Origin of the sequence: Polynucleobacter sp. UB-Siik-W21 (assembly GCF_018687415.1) — a bacterium.
GTDB lineage: Bacteria > Pseudomonadota > Gammaproteobacteria > Burkholderiales > Burkholderiaceae > Polynucleobacter.
The window spans coordinates 108,188-127,677 of record NZ_CP061289.1; the positions used below are offsets into that span (position 1 = coordinate 108,188).

The following is a 19,490-nucleotide window of genomic DNA, read 5'->3' on the forward strand; positions in this document are numbered from 1 at the left end:
TATGAGTAGCTCGGTAAATAAACCTTCTAATTTAGATTCTGCATTAGCCCATTTGGCTGATGTGGTGGATCAACGTCGGGATGCGTTTAAGGCTGGCAATGCTGACCCAAAAACCTCTTATACCGCCCTGCTTTTTTCAAAGGGTGATGACGGCATCCTCAAAAAGATTGGCGAGGAAGCAACCGAGGCTGTCATGGCTGCTAAAGATGCGCGTAGTTCAAATATGGCAGCTGAGCAGCAAATGCTCTTGGTTGGGGAGATGGCGGATCTTTGGTTTCACTGTTTAATTGCGCTGTCCCAGTTCAATTTGCGCCCTGAAGACGTGATTGCTGAGCTTGATCGTCGCCTGGGTACCTCAGGAATTGAAGAAAAAGCCGCCAGAAAAGCAGCAAACAAAGAATGAGGAAGAATAGGAAAAGATGAGCCACGATCCTAATTGCCTGTTTTGTAAGATTTCTCAGGGCTTGATTCCGTCCCAAAAGGTGTATGAGGATGAAGAGATCTATGCTTTTAAGGATATTAATCCTGCTGCTCCAGTGCATTTTTTAATGATTCCGAAGAAACATATCCCTATGTTGGAGCTGGCAGAAGGCATCGATGCCCCTTTGCTAGGTAGAATGATGGAATTGGCGCCTCGTCTTGCCAAAGAGCAGGGTTGCCGACCTGGAAGGGACGGCGGCTTTAGATTGATGGTCAATAACGGGGCAGATGGTGGGCAGGAGGTTTATCACTTGCACTTGCATGTGATGGGCGGTCCGCGTCCCTGGAAAAAGTAAGATAAAGAAGAAGTTTAGGAATTCCAAGGAGATTAGAGATGGGTTCATTTAGCATTTGGCATTGGTTAATTGTTTTGGTCATCGTGATGTTGGTATTCGGTACCAAGAAATTGCGCAATATCGGTCAAGATTTGGGCGGTGCTGTTAAGGGATTTAAGGACGGCATGAAGCCATCTGATGAGCCTAAGGAGCAAATCCAGCAAGCCGCTGCATCAACAGAAAAAACTGTGGATGTGCAGGCTAAAGACCTCAATAAATAATTTAAATCATTTGTTCATAGCGCAAAGAGAAATTCGTGCGGTCCTCATTTAGCTCCCTAAGATGATTGATTTAGGGGTTTCAAAACTTGCGCTGATTGCAGTTGTAGCTCTGGTGGTGGTTGGTCCAGAGCGCTTGCCAAAAGTAGCTCGTATGGCTGGTAATTTATTTGGTCGTGCGCAACGTTATATGGCAGACCTTAAATCCGAAGTAAATCGGCAGATGGAAGTTGAGGAATTCAAAAAGTTCCGCGAAGAAAGTGCATCTGCCTTAAAAGAAGTTGAAAACAGTATTAGTTCGGTAGCAAGCGAAGCAAACGCAAATCTCACAGATCAGGCTGATATTTTTGAAACCAATTTTGAGAAGTTACCTCTTGATGAAAGAGCTGTTTTAGATAAGACCAAGCGGCAGGGGCGCAATAGCTGGGGGGTTAGGCGTGCAGCAAGACCTATTTGGTTTAAACGTTCAGCTGGCGTACGTACTCGTGTGCAATCTGGTGCCGCAAGAATGAAGCGCTTTCATCATAGTGCTGGCAAATAAAAATTAGATTGGCATGACAGAAAATCACTCTACCGAAGATTCAGGCTTGCAAGAATCTTTTCTATCGCATTTATTTGAACTGCGTGATCGCGTCATCAAGTCTGCATTAGCTATTATCGTGGTGTTTGTTTGCTTGGTTTATTGGGCGCCAGATATTTTTCACCTGTTTTCGCAACCGCTGCTAGATTCATTGCCTGCGGGCGGAAAGATGATTGTGACGGATGTAACGGGTTCTTTCTTTGTGCCCATGAAGGTCACGATGTTGGTAGCTTTCATCATTGCCTTACCGATAGTGATTTATCAACTATGGGCTTTTATTGCTCCTGGCCTATATCAACATGAGCGCAAGTTGGTTATTCCATTGGTCGTGAGTAGCTACAGTCTATTTATCTTTGGTATGGCATTTGCCTATTTCTTAGTATTTCCGACTGTGTTTAATTTTATGGCTAGCTATAACGCACCATTAGGCGCAGAGATGTCTACTGATATTGATAAGTACCTTGGTTTTGCTATGAACACTTTCTTAGCGTTTGGTATTACCTTCGAAGTTCCTGTAGTAGTGGTTGTTTTAGTTCGTATGGGCATAGTCTCTTTAGCAAAATTAAAAGAGATACGCCCCTACGTGATTGTTGGTGCTTTTGTTATCTCTGCAGTAGTGACTCCGCCTGATGTTCTTTCTCAGTTATTGCTGGCAGTGCCTATGACTCTGCTCTATGAATTAGGTTTATTAGTAGCACGTCTTTATGTGCCAAAGCCTTCTCAGGAAGGTGAGAACAACGCAGCTGGTTAAGCTAGTTCAGTGTCAGTCTGACTTTTCAGATTTTTAGAAAACGTTGAGATTAACCAGTCAGTCACCCGATCAAAACGATAACGTCTCTGGCGTAAATTGCCTTCAATATTTATATCAGTACTAGCAAAAACTTTTCCAGCGGCTAGTAGAGCACGTCGTTGCTGAATCGTTTCAATTTGAATCAATCTTGGCAATATTTTAGGAAGTTCCCAACGAATATCTACTACCACACAATGTTCATGTTGGAGCTGACCTACTTCACAGAGTAATAGCTCTGCTTTGCTAAAATTAAACTGATTTGCGATGATGATACGGTGACAAAGTAGTAGCCAGTCAATATCTAATTTATGTTCTGCATGATGATTGATAGCATGATCTGCGCATTGGGCTAGCTCGAACCAATCATTTTTTTGGGGGTGAGGGCGGCTGACTAATATTTTACTGAGCAATTCTTTTGCTTCAGGAACGTCTTGCTGACTTGCTTGCCAAACCCAATAGGATGCTTGTAGCCCAAGAACTTTTTCTTCGATTTTTTCACGCTTGCGCCAGAGGTTTGCACCTTTTCGTAATTGTGCTTGTGGATGCCCAAGATCAGCTGCACGATCAAAGCAGCGATCGCTTTCCGCGGCGCTATATCCAGAAAATTGGGGGCGACGATAAATTTCACCGAGCGTATACCAGGCATTACGATCACCATCTTTTGCTGCAAGTTGAAGCCAATACGCCGCTTTTTTAAGAGATGCATTTGACTTACTATTTTTGTCACCCTCGAACTTTGCAAGATGTAAGCCCAAAGTTAATTTGGCAACTGTATGTCCTAATTCAGCAGACCGCACTAATGAGTCTTGATTTTGATTCTCCACCCAATCACTCCAAAGTGATAAGAGCACCTCATTATTTGGCTGCAGTTTGATGAGCAATTCTTTGGCTTGTTTTTCAAACTCTGAGCTTCCATTTGCTAGTTCATGTAAATATTGCCGAGCAATTTTTTGAAGTCCATTGAATTCAAGACTCTCTAATTTTTCGCTCAAAGATGTCGAGTTATTTTTCTTTAGCCAATCCACAAGCTGTAATTGAACTTCTTGATTACTTGGATTAATAAATAAGTCTGCTAGTTGCCATTTGGCTGCAAAAGTTAAGCTTGACTCGCTGTTGGCTTCGGCCAGTTGCCAAAAGGATTTCCAGCCAAAATGAAAGGATGGGGAATTGAAGGTTTTCGCTAGCGGGATCTTCGCTATTTGATCCGATAAATCAAGAATTTCGTGTTTCCCGGTGCTCTTTGTTTCAAGACCTTGATTTTTAATGGTTAAATAAGCTTTCTCTAGCCAAACCAAGGCATTAGCTGGCTGAATTGGAGTTTTCAAGGCGCCAGTGAGATAGGCGTCAGCGAGTTTTTGTTGTGAAAACACATCACCTGATCGTGCCGAACTGAGCAATTTTAAGAATTCGTGGCTTGCCATATGACAATTTTGTCATCTCGGTCACTTAAAAGATATAGACGCAAGACTTTGTTGTTGAGATACAACGAAGAAAAACCAAAAACGCTCTTTTGACAAGCAAAAAGTGGTTTTAAATACCCTGAGATCAGGTTTAGCAAACCCAAAGTCGGAAAATTGAAAGGTCCCATCCTTATTTGGGCATAACTTTCAATTTATGGAGATTTAAAGAATGAAAAAATCGCTATTAGCAGTTGCAGCAATTGGCGCATTTGCGTCAGCAGCTCAAGCTCAGTCATCTGTGACTGTTTACGGTATCATCGACGCAGGCTTTGTATCAAGCAGCTCAACAGCTGCGGGTCCTGGTGCTGCAATTAACAACAGCGCCACAGCAGCTACTGCTGCTGGCTCCCAAGGCAATATTGTTTCTAAGACTCAAACTAGTGGTTTTGCTGGCGGCGGTGAAAGCACCGGTCGTCTCGGGTTCAAGGGTAATGAAGATTTAGGTGGCGGTAACTCTGCATTCTTTACAGTTGAAATGGCACTATCCCCAGACTCATCCACTAACATTTCCTCGATTAATGCAACCTCAAATCGTCAATCATTTGTTGGTTTAAGTAAAAAAGGACTTGGTCAAGCATCTATTGGTATGCAATACACCCCTGTTCATGAAGCTGTTGCAGCTACCGATGCTGGTGGTACCAATAACGTAAATGGTAACGTTATTTATGATCGTACAGGCGGTTATGGCTCACAACAAATCGTGGCGGGTGGCGGTGTTTCAGGTCAGGCCGGATCCGGTATGTCTACAAATACTTCCTATACCGTTCGTAGCTCAAACGCCTTAGTTTTAAAATCAGAAAATATTGCAGGCTTTAATTTAAAAGGCTTGTTGGTAGCTTCTGGAAAAGACTCAAGTCAGGCTACAGTTACTACATCAACCAAAGCTTACGGTGTAGGTGTTGACTATAATTGGAAAAATTTGTTAGTTACAGCAAACTATCAATCATTCCTATCTCAAGGCGTACCAAGTGGATACGATGTTCCAGCTACATTTACAGCTGGTTACAACGGCGGTGTTTCTACCCCAGGCACCAATGCGCGTGACACACAACAGTACTATGCAGCAACTTATGACTTTGGTATTTTAAAGGCATATGCTCAGTACGTTGCTCGTAAGGTTGTTTACACAAACAATAACGATATTTATACTAATAGAACTGCTCAGCAGATCGGTGTACGTTCTAGCTTGACGCCTACCATTACTGCTTGGGCTTCTGCTGGTACTGGTAGCATGAATAACACTGGTTCTAATGGACCTAAGGCAAGTTTCAATGGTTGGCAAATTGGTTCTGATTACTATCTAAGCAAGCGTACTAATTTGTATGCTATTTACGGACAAACTGCTACAAGCAATGCCGCATCTGGTCTCTACTCAGCTAGCTCTGCTGCAGCTGCGTCAAGCGCTCTTTACTCTGCACAGACTAGCTACAACGCTTCAAGCTATGCAATTGGTGTTCGCCACACTTTCTAATTTAACGCTACCTCAGTTAGTGCAATGAGCTAGTATTAAATTTGAAATCATTGGTAACAAAAAACCCACCGTAGAAATGCGGTGGGTTTTTTTTGCGCAAAAATTATTACCTTCTAAGTTTGCTACAAAATTGATTTAATTTAATCGGCCGTTATAAATCATAGACCCAGCACTACATATTTTCAATTTCTAATAATATCTGGCGACTCGGGATGTTTATCTTAAACAAAAAATTCTGTAGTGGAATTTACTGTTAGCAGAAATTATTAATGTAAGTAGCATTAACTTTTATATTGTTATGGGAACAATTACTTCCTTAGGCTATCTCTTATTTCTCTCAGAAGCTCGATATCCTCCGGTGTTGGAAGGGCAGGAGGTGCATCCATCGTGCGAATTTTGTTCACCACTTTTACCATTTGGAAAATAAAAAAAGCCAATAATAGGAAATTAATTGAAATGGTAATGAAATTCCCATAAGCAAAAATAGGCACTCCAGCCTTTTTAAGGGCATCAAAGGTTCTTGGCACGCCCTCTGGAGCATGTCCTAAAACGATGAAGAGGTTAGTGAAGTCAATATGGCCTCCTAAAAGGGTTGAAATGACTGGCATGACAATGTCATTTACCAGGGAGTCCACAATTTTCCCAAAAGCGCCACCAATAATGACCCCCACCGCCAAATCGATCACATTACCCTTGACCGCAAAGTCCCGAAATTCCTGAAAAACACTCATAAATGCTTCCTTTTTTGGCTGAATAGTAATTAAGCTGAAATTAACCCCATAACTTTCTTGCTTACCCCACTTTTTACTTTAAAATAGTTGGTTTAAGCAATTTCCACCGTTAAATACCCTTTCTAGGAATTTTGTAAATGAGTGACAAGCCCAGCATGGACAAGGATCGTCGCAATTGGCTGATCGCCACAACCGCAGTAGGTGGCGCCGGCGCAGTAGCAGCCCTTTACCCTTTTGTAGACAGTTTTGAGCCTTCCGAGCGTGCTAAGGCTGCTGGAGCCGCTGTTGAGATCGATATTGCCGGTATGAAGCCTGATGAAATGCGCATGGTTGAGTGGCGCGGCAAGCCAGTATGGGTTGTTCGTCGCACCCCTGAGCAGGTCGCTGAATTATCAAAAATTGATGGCGAGTTAGCTGATCCAGATTCATTGCGTGACCCAGCTCAATTTACGCCTGCTTACGCCCAAAACCAATGGCGCTCAATCAAGCCTGAGTATTTGGTAGTGGTAGGTATCTGTACTCACCTAGGCTGCTCTCCAACGCCTAAATTTGAAGCAGGTGCACAGCCTTCTTTACCGAATACTTGGCCAGGTGGTTTCCTTTGCCCTTGCCATGGCTCGACCTTTGACATGGCAGGCCGTGTCTATAAAAACAAACCAGCCCCAGACAACCTTGAGGTTCCGCCTCATATGTACTTGAGCGATACCAAGATTCTGGTCGGCGATGATAAGAAGGCCTAAGGAGAAATAAATGGCATTTCAAGAAAAACAAGTTCCGGCAGATGCATCTTCAGCTCAAAAGTTAATGGCATGGGTGGATTCGCGTTTGCCTGTTACTGACGCATTTAAACGTCACATGAGTGAGTATTACGCTCCGAAGAATCTGAATTTTTTCTACATCTTTGGAGCTCTAGCCATTGTTGTTTTGGCTATTCAGATTATTACCGGCATTTTTTTGGTAATGAATTACAAGCCAGATGCTGCAAAGGCATTTGAGTCTGTTGAGTACATCATGCGCGAAGTGCCATGGGGCTGGTTGATTCGCTATATGCATTCCACTGGTGCTTCAATGTTCTTCGTAGTGGTTTATTTGCATATGTTCCGCGGCTTGATCTACGGTTCATATCGCAAGCCACGTGAGCTTATTTGGATTTTCGGTTGTGCGATTTTCTTGTGCTTGATGGGCGAAGCTTTCTTTGGCTACTTGCTCCCGTGGGGACAAATGTCATATTGGGGTGCTCAAGTAATCGTTAACTTGTTCTCTGCGATTCCACTTATTGGCCCAGACCTCTCGTTATGGTTGCGGGGCGATTATGTTGTGGGTGACGCTACCCTTAATCGTTTCTTTGCATTCCATGTGATTGCGATTCCTTTGGTATTGATTGGCTTGGTTGCTGCTCATATTCTTGCGCTACATGAAGTAGGCTCCAATAATCCAGATGGCGTAGAAATTAAAAATACGCTGGATGTGAATGGACACCCTGTTGATGGTATTCCATTCCATCCTTTTTATAGCGTACATGATGTAATGTATTTGGGTGGCTTCTTGATGGTGTTTGCTTGCATCGTATTTTTTGCTCCGGAAATGGGTGGATATTTCTTAGAGGCGAATAACTTCATACCAGCAAATCCATTTGTGACCCCAACGCATATTGCACCAGTGTGGTATTTCACACCTTTTTACTCAATGTTGCGCGCAACAACCTCTAACTTCTTATTGCCTTTATGGATCTTCTTAGCCGTTATTCTTGGAATGTTTGCTATGAGCGCCAAAGATATCAAAATCAAAGGTATTTGCGCTGCTATTGCAGTGGTTTTGGCTGCTGGTTTCTACGCGCTTGACGCAAAATTTTGGGGTGTAGTGATCATGGGCGGCTCAGTCGTGATTATGTTTTTCTTGCCATGGTTAGATCATTCCCCTGTGAAGTCGATTCGGTATCGTCCACAGTTTCATAAATACATCTATGGCGTTTTTGTTGTGACCTTTGTGATCTTGGGTTATTTAGGTATTCAGCCACCATCACCTATCTTTGAAAAGATATCTCAGATCTGCACGATTTATTACCTAGGTTTTTTCTTGGCAATGCCCTTCTGGAGCAAGCTTGGCACATTTAAGCCAGTTCCAGACCGCGTTACTTTTGAGTCCCATTAATTCACGCTTGAGATATCAGCTAAGAGAAATTAGGAACTAGTATGAAACGAATTCTGCAAACTTTGATGGGCATCTGCCAAGTAACAGTATTGGTTACCGCCCTTGGCTTTAGTCTTAACGCCAATGCAAATGAAGGCGGCTTCCCATTGGATACCGCCCCTAACCGTGTCAGCAGCAATGCCTCTTTGCAAAATGGTGCGAAGATATTTGTGAACTATTGCTTGAACTGCCATGCAGCTGCGAGCATGCGTTACAACCGATTGCGCGATATTGGCTTGACCGATCAACAAATTAAAGACAACTTGATTTTGACTGATGCAAAGGTTGGCGATTTAATGACTATTGCAATGACGCCAAAAGAAGGTAAGGCTTATTTTGGCAAGACGCCGCCAGATCTCTCTGTTGAGGCTCGTGCGCGTGGTACTGATTGGCTTTATACCTACTTCCGCACTTTCTACAAAGATGACACTACTCAAACCGGTTGGAATAATATGGTATATCCAAACGTAGGTATGCCGCATGTGCTCTGGCAGTTGCAAGGTGAGCGTGCTGCTAAGTTTGAGGAACGTAAAGATCCTCATGACGAGAGCAGAATGGAAAAAGTATTCATTGGCTTTGAGCAGTTAACTCCAGGGACGATGAAGCCGCAAGAGTATGACGATAATATTGCTGATTTGGTTGCGTTTATGTCTTGGATGGCTGAACCAGTACAGTTAGAGCGTAAGCGTCTTGGCGTCGTGGTTCTATTGTTCTTGGCAATCTTTACACTCTTGGCTTGGCGTTTGAATAAAGCCTACTGGAAAGATATTCACTAATTTGAAAGTATGAAGTCCTCTATTGAACTTCATGAATAAAATGAATTTAAAGCCGCAGCTTGTTGTGCGTTTGTTGTATTGAAGTAGAAATTTGAGGAAATAAATTTATGATGGTGTTGTACTCGGGTACTAATTGCCCATTCTCGCAACGCTGCCGTTTGGTGCTTTTTGAAAAAGGCATGGATTTTGAAATCCGCGATGTCGACTTATTTAATAAACCAGAAGATATCTCGGTGATGAACCCTTATGGCCAAGTACCAATCTTGGTTGAGCGCGATTTAATTCTTTATGAATCTAACATCATCAATGAGTATATTGATGAGCGCTTCCCGCACCCACAATTGATGCCGCCTGATCCGGTGGCACGTGCACGTGCACGCCTCTTCCTCTTTAATTTTGAGAAGGAGTTATTTGTGCATGTGGCAGCCCTTGAAAATGAAAAAGGTAAGGCGGCAGAAAAGACCCATGAAAAAGCGCGTTTAGCTATTCGTGATCGTCTAACTCAGTTGGCACCTATTTTTGTCAAGAATAAGTATATGTTGGGCGATGAGTTTTCTATGTTAGATGTAGCTATTGCACCATTATTGTGGCGTCTTGAGCACTACGGCATTGATCTTTCTCGTAATGCTGCAGCCCTATTGAAATATGCTGAGCGTATTTTCAGCAGACCAGCTTATATCGAGGCGTTAACTCCCTCTGAGAAGGTAATGCGCCGCTAAGTCATTCTGGCGGTTCATTTTGGTCAGAATGCCTAACGTTCCAAGTAATAAGCCCTACCTAATCCGTGCTCTACATCAGTGGTGCACGGATTTTGGTTTTACGCCTTTCATAGCAGTATTCGTCGATGAAAGGGTTGGGGTGCCAATAGAGTTTGTGAAGAATGACGAGATCGTTTTAAACCTATCCTTGGAGGCTTGCCATCAACTCCAAATGGAAAATGATTGGATCAGTTTTCAGGCTCGATTTGGGGGTGTTCCCAGGAAAATCATGGTTCCAGTGACCCATGTGCTTGCAATTTATGCACGTGAAAATGGTCAAGGTATGTCATTTCCTTTTGATCCGTCGCAGATTCGAGATTTACATCTGGCGGATGCAAGTGAAAACGTCCCTGAAAAGCCAAAAATGGTGAGACCTTCTTTAAAGATTGTGAAATAGGCTAAAATATTACCGATGCCCCTTTAGCTCATCTGGTAGAGCAACTGATTTGTAATCAGTAGGTGGTCTGTTCGAGTCGGACAAGGGGCACCAAAATTTAAAACCCATTCAGTTAATTTTCTGAATGGGTTTTTCTTTATCCAATCCTAATGATTTAGGTTTATTTGTTTTGTTTCTGGAAGGTATAGAAATGAAATTATTCCTGCCCCTATTAGAAATGATATTGGATACCAAAGACCTGCGAGGCTATTTCCCCACACTTGATTTAACCAAGTAACAATGAGTGGAAGCAGACCTCCGATCCAGCCGGCAGCCAAGTTATGCGGAAGTGTTGCCGCACTATTGCGATTTTTTGCTGGGAATAACTCTGCAAGTATTGCCGTTTGCGGGCCAACTACCAGTCCAAGAGCTATTGAGAGGATTGTCAGTATGACCCCGATTCCAACGAGAGAGCCATTAGTAGGCATTTCACTGTAAAGACTGCCAAGATACTGAAGTAGTTGAAATGCAGGATGTACAAAAATAGCACCAAGAGCTATGCCGCTCAATACAACAGGCTTTCGACCAATTCGATCTGATAACCATCCCGCAAAAATCGTAAACGGAAAAAGTGTGAGCGTTGCAAAGATACTGAATTGATCAATTAATGCTGGATTCAGCTTTACAGATGTTTTCAAAAATATCGCTGTGTACACCTGTACGCAAAAGAATAGTATTGCTCCACTTGAGGAGATACAAAAAAATAATAAGAACATTCTATTGCGTATTTCTGGATTTCTGAAATTATTAATTAGTTGAGATTCATTTTTTGTAGCCTGCTTGGTAAGCTCCAAAAATATAGGCGTTTCTTCTAATGATTTACGAATATAGATGGCAATAATCAGCAGTGGTATCGAAATCCAAAACGGTACCCGCCAGCCCCATGACTGAAATTCTTCTGGTGAAAGCAATTGCTGAAGGAAGGCAATTTGCATCGTCGATACTAAGATCCCCAATGGCCCCATGAGTTGTAAAAAACTTGTTTTGAACCCTCGGTTTTCGTTGCCCGCATGTTCTGTGAGATAGACCGCACTACCGCCAATCTCTCCTCCAGCAGATAGGCCTTGCATGAGGCGTAAGCCAACCAAAAGAATCGGTGCCCAAATGCCAATTTGGCTATAGGTTGGCAAAAAGCCGACGCTAACAGTTGCTAAGCCCATTAAAGCGATAGTAATCATGAAGACCGGTTTACGGCCTATGCGATCTCCTAAAGAACCAAATAAGGCCGATCCAATAGGCCTCACTACCATCCCAACTCCAAAAGTTGCAAGGCTGGCTAAAAGGCCCGTATTGGGGTCATTGGAGGGAAAAAATAAAGGGCCGAGAACAACAGCTAGGGTTGCAAAGGTGAGAAAGTCGTACCACTCTAAAAAAGTCCCAAAACAAGCGGCAATGGCCACCTTTCTGTAATGCTGTGAAGCTCTTACTTCTTCTATCTTTTTTAGATTGTTCAATTTATTCAGAATCTGATGAAGATTCAATTAGGGGGGCAGATAGATTTTTGCTGGGTTTAACGCCCAGTTCACGCACTCTCTCTGCAGAGCGAATCAAATTACCTTTGCCAGTCTTTAGTTTATTAAAGGCATCGTGGTAGCTAGTTTGAGCCTGGTCCAATCGCTGACCGAGTTTCTCGAGATCTTCTACAAATCCTACAAACTTGTCGTAGAGACTACCGCATTGTTTTGCAATCTCTAAAGCGTTGCGGTTTTGGTGATCCTGTCTCCAGAGATGGGCAACTGTTCGCAGAGTAGCCATCAAAGTGCTTGGACATACCAATACAATATTTTTAGCAAGCGCTTCTTGATATAAATTTGGAGCAGTTTTTAGTGCCAATAAAAATGCAGGTTCAATCGGAACAAACATGAGCACAAAATCTACAGATCCTGCGCCATAGAGAGAGCTATAGTTCTTTCCAGACAACCCTTGGATATGCTGCCGTAACGATTGAATATGAGCAGCTAGCTCTTGCTCTGCAGTATCTGCATCCGTGGTTTCTGCATGGCGGGCATAAGCCGTAATGGACACTTTGCTATCGACTACCAAGCTCCTACCTTCTGGTAGCTTAATTACTACGTCGGGCTGCAGGCGAGAGCCATCGCTTTGCGTATGACTGTCCTGGACTACATACTCTTCGCCTTTACGAAGGCCAGATGACTCAAGAATGGATTCGAGTACGAGTTCACCCCAGTTGCCTTGAACTTTGGAGTCACCCTTTAGGGCTTGAGTCAAAGAGCGAGTCTCATCTGACATGCGTAAATTTAGATTTGCTAGGCGTTCAATTTCACTTTTGAGTGCAAAGCGTTCACGGGCTTCATTCCCATAGGAGGCATTAACTTGCTCTTTGAATTCCGTGAGCTTGGTTTGCAATGGTTTTAAAAGAGTATCAAGGCTAGCTGCGTTTTGTTCTGTGAAACGTTTGGATTTGTCTTCCAGAATTTCATTAGCCATATTTTTGAATTGGCTAGTTAGTGCTTCTTTAGCTTCATTGAGCGACTCAATCCGTCCAAGTCCTTGTTTGCGTTCTGAATCAAGTTCTGCTTCAAGCCGAATGGCATTTTGCAATGCTTGATCCCGTTCATTTCTGAGGCTGAGCGCTATAGCAATTTCTGTTTTGGCTTGAAGTTCAACTCTAGCAAGACTGGAGCGCAAATTCAGTGCATAAACCAAAAGGCCTGCGCACAATCCGAGTGGCAGGCCAAATAGTAGAAGGGAACTTAGATCAAAGGTCACCAGGAAAAGCGAAATTAAGCTTTAACTAATTTTTGCAGTTCACCAGACTCGAACATCTCTGACATGATGTCTGAGCCACCGATGAATTCACCATTGATATAGAGCTGAGGGATTGTTGGCCAATTGGCAAATTGCTTAATGCCTTCGCGAATTCCGGAATCTTCCAATACATTGACAGTATGGAGTGTTTCAACGCCACTAGCGCGAAGAATATTGATGGCGTTGCCAGAGAAGCCGCACTGCGGAAATTGAGCGGTACCCTTCATAAATAAAACAACGGGATGGCTAGTAACGATTTCTTTGATTTGAGCTTGAGTATCCATAAATTCTTTCTATAAAAACGATAACGATAGTTTGACGGCTGCTATGGGTTTGATTTTAAGACTTAATGCAAAAAAGGGTGATTTAAGGTCTCATTTTCGTGCTGATACTGCCCGGTTATGACCAGCCAAATCTTGATGGGTTTGAATATCGCGCAATCCTGCATCTTTCATCAGGTTGGCCACCGCCTCTGACTGATCAAAGCCGTGCTCCACGGCAATCAGACCCATGGGTTTTAAGTGGTTTGAAGCCCCATGAATGATTGCTTCAAGGCAGGTGAGCCCATTGGCATGGTCGGTTAATGCGGAAATGGGTTCAAAACGCAGATCACCTTGAGTGAGATGGGGATCCTCGTTAGCGATGTAGGGAGGATTGCTTAAGATGACGTCAAACAAGGTGTTATCTACCAGGGCTACATACCAGCTCCCTTGGGCAAATTGCACCCGAGATTCAAGATCTAAGTGCTTTGCATTGGCTTTAGCGATTACGAGGGCTTCAGGAGATTGATCTGTTGCGGTAACGATGGCGTCTGGGGCTGCATGAGCAATTGCTAATGCAATCGCGCCAGAACCCGTTCCCAGATCAAGCAACTTAGGGGTGGAAACCCCATTTTCAATTCGCCCAATCTCACGAAGTCCAATGTCTACTAGTAGCTCAGTTTCTGGTCGTGGTATCAATACCCCTGATGCAATCTGTAGTTCAATATTGTGGAAGCCTCGTTTACCGATGAGGTAGGCAATAGGTTCACCCTGTAGCCGCCTCAATTCAAGTGCTTTCCAGTCCTCAAGGGCATTGGCATTCAACTCCATATCATCACGTGATAGCAGGGCAGAGCGCGGAAGTTGGTAGTACCTATCCAGCACATTTGCCATCAGAATGCGCGCTTCATTTAGGGGAAGAGACGAAGCGCCCAACAAGGAGCGCAGACTGAAATCTTGACTCATGAAAGTTTTGCTAGCGCTTAATTGTCACCAAGAGCGGCAAGTAATTCTGCTTGATGCTCAGATGCAAGGGCATTGCAAAGATCATTAATATCGCCATCCATCATGGCATCAATTTTGTAGAGCGTGAGATTAATGCGGTGATCGGTAATACGACCTTGTGGAAAGTTGTAAGTCCGAATGCGGTCACTACGATCGCCTGAGCCAATCAAGGATTTCCTAGTTTGTGCTTCGAGCTGATGCTTCTCACGCTCGCGTGCATCCATAATGCGTGAAACTAATACTTTCATTGCCTGTTCACGGTTGCGGTGTTGGCTACGATCGTCCTGACATTCGACTACGGTGCCTGTTGGTAGGTGAGTAATACGAACAGCAGAATCCGTCTTATTAATGTGCTGACCACCAGCACCAGAAGCACGGAAGGTATCGATGCGTAATTCCGCAGGATTAATTTTGACGGCCTCTAGTTCATCAGCTTCTGGCATGACTGCAACCGTGCAAGCTGATGTATGAATACGTCCTTGGGTCTCTGTTTGGGGTACGCGTTGTACGCGATGACCGCCCGACTCAAATTTCAGACGCGAGTATACAGATTGACCTACCAAGCGCAGGACAACCTCTTTATATCCCCCTAAATCGGATTCAGCCGCATTGACTACTTCCACTTTCCAGCCTTGGCGTTCTGCAAAGCGGGTATACATCCGCAAAAGATCGCCAGCAAACAGAGCACTTTCATCGCCGCCAGTCCCCGCACGAATCTCTAAGAACACATTGCGCTCATCATTTTCGTCTTTGGGTAACAAGAGCTTTTGCAGTGCTGCCTCAAGCTCTTCCATCGTTGCTTGAGCTTGTTTCTGCTCTTCGTCCGCAAAGTCCTTCATATCGGGATCTTTGCGCATCTCTTCTGCAGCTTGCGCGTCCGCCTCAGCCTGTTTGTAAAGGCCAAATTGCTCAACGACAGTTGCAATATCCGAATGCTCACGCGTGAGCTTCCGATAAGCATCCATATCTTTGGTTGCTTCTTCAGAAGTTAAAAGGGAGTTGAGTTCGGCTAAGCGCGTGTCTAGATGATCTAGCTTAGCCCGCATGCTGGGCTTCATCTAATGGTCTTCTGGTTTGGAATGTGAGGCGAATAGTTTTGGTAACAATTTAATCAAAGCATCACGCTCAGCGCCGTTTGAGTGCTGCAAAGCATAGAGTGAGCCATGCAAGAATTTATTGGTAAGACCTTGTGCCATTGCATTAAGGACTTCTTGTGGATCATCACCACGTATTAAGCGTTTCATGGCACGCTCTAACTCAAGTTGTCTTAAACGCTCGCCTTGCTGCTGAATATCTTGAATTATAGGAACGGCATTACGGCCTTGCATCCAATGCATAAAGTTACCAACACGATCTTCAATGATCGCCTCTGCTTGGCTCACAGCCGCTTGGCGCAAACTTGCTCCTGTTTGAATCATGACACCTAAGTCATCAACTGTATAAAGATACACATCACCCAGCCTAGAAATTTCTGGCTCAAAGTCACGCGGCACTGCTAAATCAATCATCACCATAGGCTTTTGGCGGCGCTGCTTGAGAGCGCTTTCTACCATCCCCAAGCCAATGATAGGCAAAGATGAAGCAGTGCTTGAAACAATAATGTCGAACTCATGTAAGCGGCTAGGGAGTTCAGAAAGCTTGAAGGATTCAGCTTGGATATTTTGTTCAGCAATAGAGTCTGCTAATTCTTGTCCACGTTCGATAGTGCGATTGGCAATGGCTACATTTTTTGGTTTACGAGCAACAAAGTGAGTTGCGCATAATGTGATCATTTCACCAGCGCCAATGAATAAAACTTTTTGATTAGATATTTTTTCAAAGATCCGCTCTGAAAGTCGCACTGATGCAGCAGCCATAGAAATCGAGTGCGCGCCAATTTCAGTAGAGCCGCGAACTTCCTTGGCAACAGCAAACGTTTTTTGAAATAACTGATTGAGGTAAGTGCCCAAAACACCAGCATCATTTGCAGTACGGACAGCATCTTTCATCTGACCCAAAATTTGGGTTTCACCAATCACCATCGAATCTAAACCACAGGCTACTCTAAAAGCATGACGCACGGCATCGGATTGGGGAAGAGAGTAGATGTGCGGTTCAAGACTGCTTGGGGCAAGCTGCTGAGTTTTGGCTAGCCAATCAAACGTCGCTTCGTGAAGAATATCGGCGGCATGAGGATCATTGGCGGCGCAATAGACCTCGGTGCGGTTGCAAGTTGATAGGATGGTGGCTTCGGGCAGGCCGGATTGATTCGCCCCAAGCAAATGTTGGCGAAGATCGTGCAACGCTTCTTGAAGAAATTCAGGATCAAAGGCGACCTTTTCCCGAATGGCGACCGGCGCTGTGTGATGATTGATGCCGAGTGTCAACAACTTCATAATGGTGATTATAGATTTGATGACGTCATTATTGGGGGTAAGGATGGGGTTTTTGGCTTTTCTGCTAATTGGGGGTTTAACTGGGGCTTCTTCCTGGATTTTTTACCCTGGTCGATCCAGAGGCCCAAACACTTTAGGCTTCCTCATGGCTGCATTGATGGGCTTTATTGCAGCGGCAGCAAGCTCTTACTTGGGTCAATACACCGGCTTTTTTCAATCCGGCCAAATGCTAGAGTGGCTTGTGGCTATCTTGTCCTCTTGCGCCATCGGGTGCATCTATACCGCTTTCGCTAAATAGATCGACTTGCTCCCCTTTTCTTGGGGCTTTCGCAGAGCTATGAATCCATTCAATAGGAGCAAGCTTATTTGCTAGTAGCCATTCATTGGTTTTGATGAAGTGATTGCAACTACCAGCACCACCCGGATCTAAAAACGGCTTATCGGTTTTATAGACACCTAGCCCTGAAGGATGTGAGGATTGCAAAATCAACTGATCTTTTCCTGCTTCAATGAGGGGTAACTTAGATTGAGCATGCCCTCCCCAAAGCATCCAGACTAAGCATGGCTTTTCTAGAGCAAGCGATGAAATTAAGCGATCAATTAGATCTTGCCATCCGAGCTTAGTATGACTACCGGCTTTACCTAATTTAACGCTGAGTGCCGTGTTGAGCAGCAGCACTCCTTGCTTGCTCCAAGCGTGTAAGTCACCATTAGGGAGGCAACCAAAGCCCTCAAGTGTTAGTGCCTTGCTAATATTGCGCAGCGAACTCGGAAACGCACGAGAATTTGTTGGAATGCTCTCGGGAATTGAAAATGCAAGCCCTTGAGCAAGCCCGGGTGAGTGATAGGGATCTTGTCCAATAATCACCACTTTTACTGAATTTAATGGGGTTAACTTGAGCGCATTAAAAAAATTCTGTGGCTCAGGGCAGACACTTGCAAAATCAGCATCTAAGACTGCTTGAATATTTTTTTCTAAATTACTCCAAGCCGGTGAATCGAAATAGTCACCCAATAATTTACGCCAGTCCTGCGGGATATGATCTTTAGAAAAAGAGGACATTAGTTTTGTTTGGAGCTAGTGTTCGCCGAAATCAGATCATATTGTGCCGGGAGCTGAGTAGGTTCTAGAACCAAGATACGTTCATGCTCGAGATCGTCGCGATAAAACGATATGCTGATGGTCTCGTTTTCTGAAAGACCCTGGAGTACCTTATCCCAGCGTATATTCGTGATGCGTTGACCATTGATGCTTGCTACTAAGTCACCTGCTGCTAAGCCTGCTGCTTGTGCTGCACCACCATCAAACACATGAGTGACTTTAAGCCAGCCATTGACATCAGTGTGGCGCATACCTAGCTGCAACTTTATTTTCTCCAGCTTAGTTTGTATTTTCGGTTTCACTGACACTAGCTTTGAAGTAATCCATGTTTGAATTGGAATATCTTCGACACCAAAAATATAGCGAGACTTGATGTCGCTCCATATTTTTCTAAAGTTACTTCCTAGTAGCTCGCTTATCAATTCATCTAAACCATCTTCAGAGATACCATCCAGCGTGACGCCATGTCTTTGCCAAATCAGGCGCATGAGATCATCCAAAGATTTTTTATTCTTGGAGAATGCACGAATTTGTAAATCCAAGCCTAGGGCTAGCAAAGCCCCTTTACCGTAATAGCTCACAACTGCGTTAGGAGTGTTCTCATCTGCTTGGTAGTACTTGGTCCAAGCATCAAATGAGCTATCAGCCAAGCTTTGCTTCAATCTGCCTGGCCCACGTAAGACGCTGTTCCAATTATCAGAAACCAGCTTCAAATACGTGCTTAGATCAATACGTTTACTACGGAATAGTTGCAGATCATCATAGTAGCTAGTAAAGCCTTCAAATAACCAAAGAAGGCAAGTGTGATTTCTATCTCCTAGTGCGTAGGGTTGGAAAGCCTTCGGCTGAATACGCTTTACTAACCATGCATGGAAATACTCATGACTACATAAGCCTAAGAATTCACGATAACTTACTTCGTCTAAGGGAATATTCTTCTGCGGGATTTGATCTCGACGACACAATAGTGCAGTGCTATTACGATGCTCAAGACCACCATAAGCATTTAAAACAGCATTGACTATAAATAAGTAGTTAGTGAATGGCGCCTTTTTTGTTTTTGGCTCAAAAAGATTGATAGTGCAAGAGCAAATTGCTTGCAAGTCACTTGCTAGTCGTACTACATCAATTGGATGTATACATCCTTGAATCGCCATGCTATGAGACGTATTGTTTGATTTCCAGTGCACCATCTGAAACTCGCCCATAGCCACTGGGTGATCAATCAGATCATCATAGTTTTGGGCAAGATAAAACCCAAAACCACGCTCATCAGTTTTTGCAGATCGCAAAGTGGTTTGCACAGTCCAGTGATCAGCAAATCCACCTTCAGGCGACACGATTGCTAAAGAGCAGGGAATATTTTCTTGCCCTTTGACTGTCAGGCAGAGACTGGTTGCGTTGAAGAATGCACGTTCTGTATCAAGGTAAGCTGCTCGAACAGAGTTATCGAAAGCATAAACTGTTGTCAGGATATCTACGGCACCAACCGCTGTTGGTAAAAGCCATTGATTGTTATCAATACGCTCCAGAGCAATTTTTTTCTTAGTGGATTCTGCGCTAAACGCCTCGATGGTTTCAATATGTTTTGAAAAGTCCCGAATCAAATAGCTACCCGGTATCCATGCAGGCATTTGCAGAATTTGACCTTTGGGATCAGGGTGAGCAATATGAAGCTTTACTTGAAAACGATGGCCATGAGGGTCTGCAGGCCAGACAGTGTATTGAATTGCGGGCAGATCGGTTTTATTCAT

General features: G+C 43.9%; 21 protein-coding genes and 1 tRNA gene. 12 read left to right on the forward strand and 10 right to left on the reverse strand.

Translation table 11 applies throughout. The features are described 5' to 3' along the window. Position 1 precedes the first annotated feature (1 nt). The 5 genes from C2756_RS00630 (at position 2) to tatC (ending at position 2,364) form a co-directional block, all read left to right on the forward strand. Entirely contained in the window at positions 2-403 is a 402-nt protein-coding gene (locus C2756_RS00630; RefSeq protein WP_215319495.1) for a phosphoribosyl-ATP diphosphatase, read from the forward strand. Between the two features lie 16 nt (positions 404-419). Then, on the forward strand, positions 420-776 hold the full coding sequence (locus C2756_RS00635; RefSeq protein ID WP_215319496.1) for a histidine triad nucleotide-binding protein: 357 nt from the start codon (positions 420-422) through the stop codon (positions 774-776). A gap of 38 nt (positions 777-814) precedes the next feature. Next, on the forward strand, positions 815-1,036 hold the full coding sequence (gene tatA, locus C2756_RS00640) for a Sec-independent protein translocase subunit TatA (protein WP_215296145.1): 222 nt from the start codon (positions 815-817) through the stop codon (positions 1,034-1,036). Between the two features lie 61 nt (positions 1,037-1,097). Next, positions 1,098-1,574, forward strand: a complete 477-nt coding sequence (gene tatB, locus C2756_RS00645) for a Sec-independent protein translocase protein TatB (RefSeq protein ID WP_215319497.1) — start codon at positions 1,098-1,100, stop codon at positions 1,572-1,574. A gap of 13 nt (positions 1,575-1,587) precedes the next feature. Next, on the forward strand, positions 1,588-2,364 hold the full coding sequence (gene tatC / locus C2756_RS00650; protein ID WP_215319498.1) for a twin-arginine translocase subunit TatC: 777 nt from the start codon (positions 1,588-1,590) through the stop codon (positions 2,362-2,364). Here tatC and C2756_RS00655 read toward each other — a convergent pair. Further along, entirely contained in the window at positions 2,361-3,824 is a 1,464-nt protein-coding gene (locus C2756_RS00655) for a tetratricopeptide repeat protein (RefSeq protein WP_215319499.1), read from the reverse strand. The genes tatC and C2756_RS00655 overlap by 4 nt on opposite strands. A 208-nt stretch (positions 3,825-4,032) precedes the next feature. On the opposite strand from C2756_RS00655, the gene C2756_RS00660 reads away from it, so the two are divergent. Further along, positions 4,033-5,334, forward strand: a complete 1,302-nt coding sequence (locus C2756_RS00660; RefSeq protein WP_215319500.1) for a porin — start codon at positions 4,033-4,035, stop codon at positions 5,332-5,334. A gap of 308 nt (positions 5,335-5,642) precedes the next feature. Here C2756_RS00660 and mscL read toward each other — a convergent pair whose 3' ends face one another. After that, on the reverse strand, positions 5,643-6,065 hold the full coding sequence (gene mscL / locus C2756_RS00665; protein WP_215319501.1) for a large conductance mechanosensitive channel protein MscL: 423 nt from the start codon (positions 6,063-6,065) through the stop codon (positions 5,643-5,645). Between the two features lie 137 nt (positions 6,066-6,202). Here mscL and petA point away from each other — a divergent pair, with 137 nt between their 5' ends. The 6 genes from petA (at position 6,203) to C2756_RS00695 (ending at position 10,279) form a co-directional block, all read left to right on the forward strand. Then, positions 6,203-6,805 carry a ubiquinol-cytochrome c reductase iron-sulfur subunit gene (gene petA / locus C2756_RS00670; protein WP_215319502.1) on the forward strand — a complete coding sequence of 201 codons (603 nt, stop codon included), beginning with the start codon at positions 6,203-6,205 and terminating at the stop codon, positions 6,803-6,805. A gap of 10 nt (positions 6,806-6,815) precedes the next feature. Beyond that, entirely contained in the window at positions 6,816-8,216 is a 1,401-nt protein-coding gene (locus C2756_RS00675) for a cytochrome bc complex cytochrome b subunit (protein ID WP_215319503.1), read from the forward strand. A gap of 41 nt (positions 8,217-8,257) precedes the next feature. Then, positions 8,258-9,031 (forward strand): cytochrome c1, encoded by a 774-nt coding sequence (locus tag C2756_RS00680; RefSeq protein ID WP_215319504.1) that lies wholly within the window; start codon positions 8,258-8,260, stop codon positions 9,029-9,031. A 107-nt stretch (positions 9,032-9,138) separates the two neighbouring features. Continuing rightward, complete coding sequence (locus tag C2756_RS00685; protein ID WP_028819209.1) at positions 9,139-9,750, forward strand: glutathione S-transferase N-terminal domain-containing protein; 612 nt, start codon at positions 9,139-9,141, stop codon at positions 9,748-9,750. A 28-nt stretch (positions 9,751-9,778) separates the two neighbouring features. Further along, entirely contained in the window at positions 9,779-10,186 is a 408-nt protein-coding gene (locus C2756_RS00690; RefSeq protein ID WP_215319505.1) for a ClpXP protease specificity-enhancing factor, read from the forward strand. Positions 10,187-10,203: 17 nt separating this feature from the next. After that, positions 10,204-10,279, forward strand: a tRNA-Thr gene (locus tag C2756_RS00695). Between the two features lie 53 nt (positions 10,280-10,332). Here the strand turns inward: C2756_RS00695 and C2756_RS00700 are convergent. From C2756_RS00700 to C2756_RS00735, 8 genes are all read right to left on the reverse strand, one after another. Next, complete coding sequence (locus C2756_RS00700; protein WP_251372077.1) at positions 10,333-11,706, reverse strand: MFS transporter; 1,374 nt, start codon at positions 11,704-11,706, stop codon at positions 10,333-10,335. Further along, positions 11,681-12,955, reverse strand: coding sequence for a DNA recombination protein RmuC (locus C2756_RS00705; protein WP_215319506.1), 1,275 nt, complete (start codon positions 12,953-12,955; stop codon positions 11,681-11,683). Before C2756_RS00705 ends, C2756_RS00700 begins: the two co-directional genes overlap by 26 nt. 14 nt (positions 12,956-12,969) lie before the next feature. Then, a complete protein-coding gene (gene grxD / locus C2756_RS00710; protein WP_215319507.1) occupies positions 12,970-13,278 on the reverse strand; it encodes a Grx4 family monothiol glutaredoxin in 309 nt (102 codons plus the stop codon). Positions 13,279-13,368: 90 nt separating this feature from the next. After that, entirely contained in the window at positions 13,369-14,220 is an 852-nt protein-coding gene (prmC, locus tag C2756_RS00715; RefSeq protein ID WP_215319508.1) for a peptide chain release factor N(5)-glutamine methyltransferase, read from the reverse strand. 17 nt (positions 14,221-14,237) lie between these two features. After that, entirely contained in the window at positions 14,238-15,317 is a 1,080-nt protein-coding gene (gene prfA, locus C2756_RS00720) for a peptide chain release factor 1 (protein WP_215319509.1), read from the reverse strand. After that, the gene (hemA, locus tag C2756_RS00725; RefSeq protein ID WP_215319510.1) at positions 15,318-16,634 is read right to left on the reverse strand and encodes a glutamyl-tRNA reductase; all 1,317 of its coding nucleotides are present in this window, start codon (positions 16,632-16,634) and stop codon (positions 15,318-15,320) included. Between the two features lie 229 nt (positions 16,635-16,863). Continuing rightward, entirely contained in the window at positions 16,864-17,697 is an 834-nt protein-coding gene (locus C2756_RS00730; protein ID WP_215319511.1) for a uracil-DNA glycosylase, read from the reverse strand. Further along, positions 17,697-19,490, reverse strand: coding sequence for a M61 family metallopeptidase (locus C2756_RS00735; RefSeq protein ID WP_215319512.1), 1,794 nt, complete (start codon positions 19,488-19,490; stop codon positions 17,697-17,699). Before C2756_RS00735 ends, C2756_RS00730 begins: the two co-directional genes overlap by 1 nt.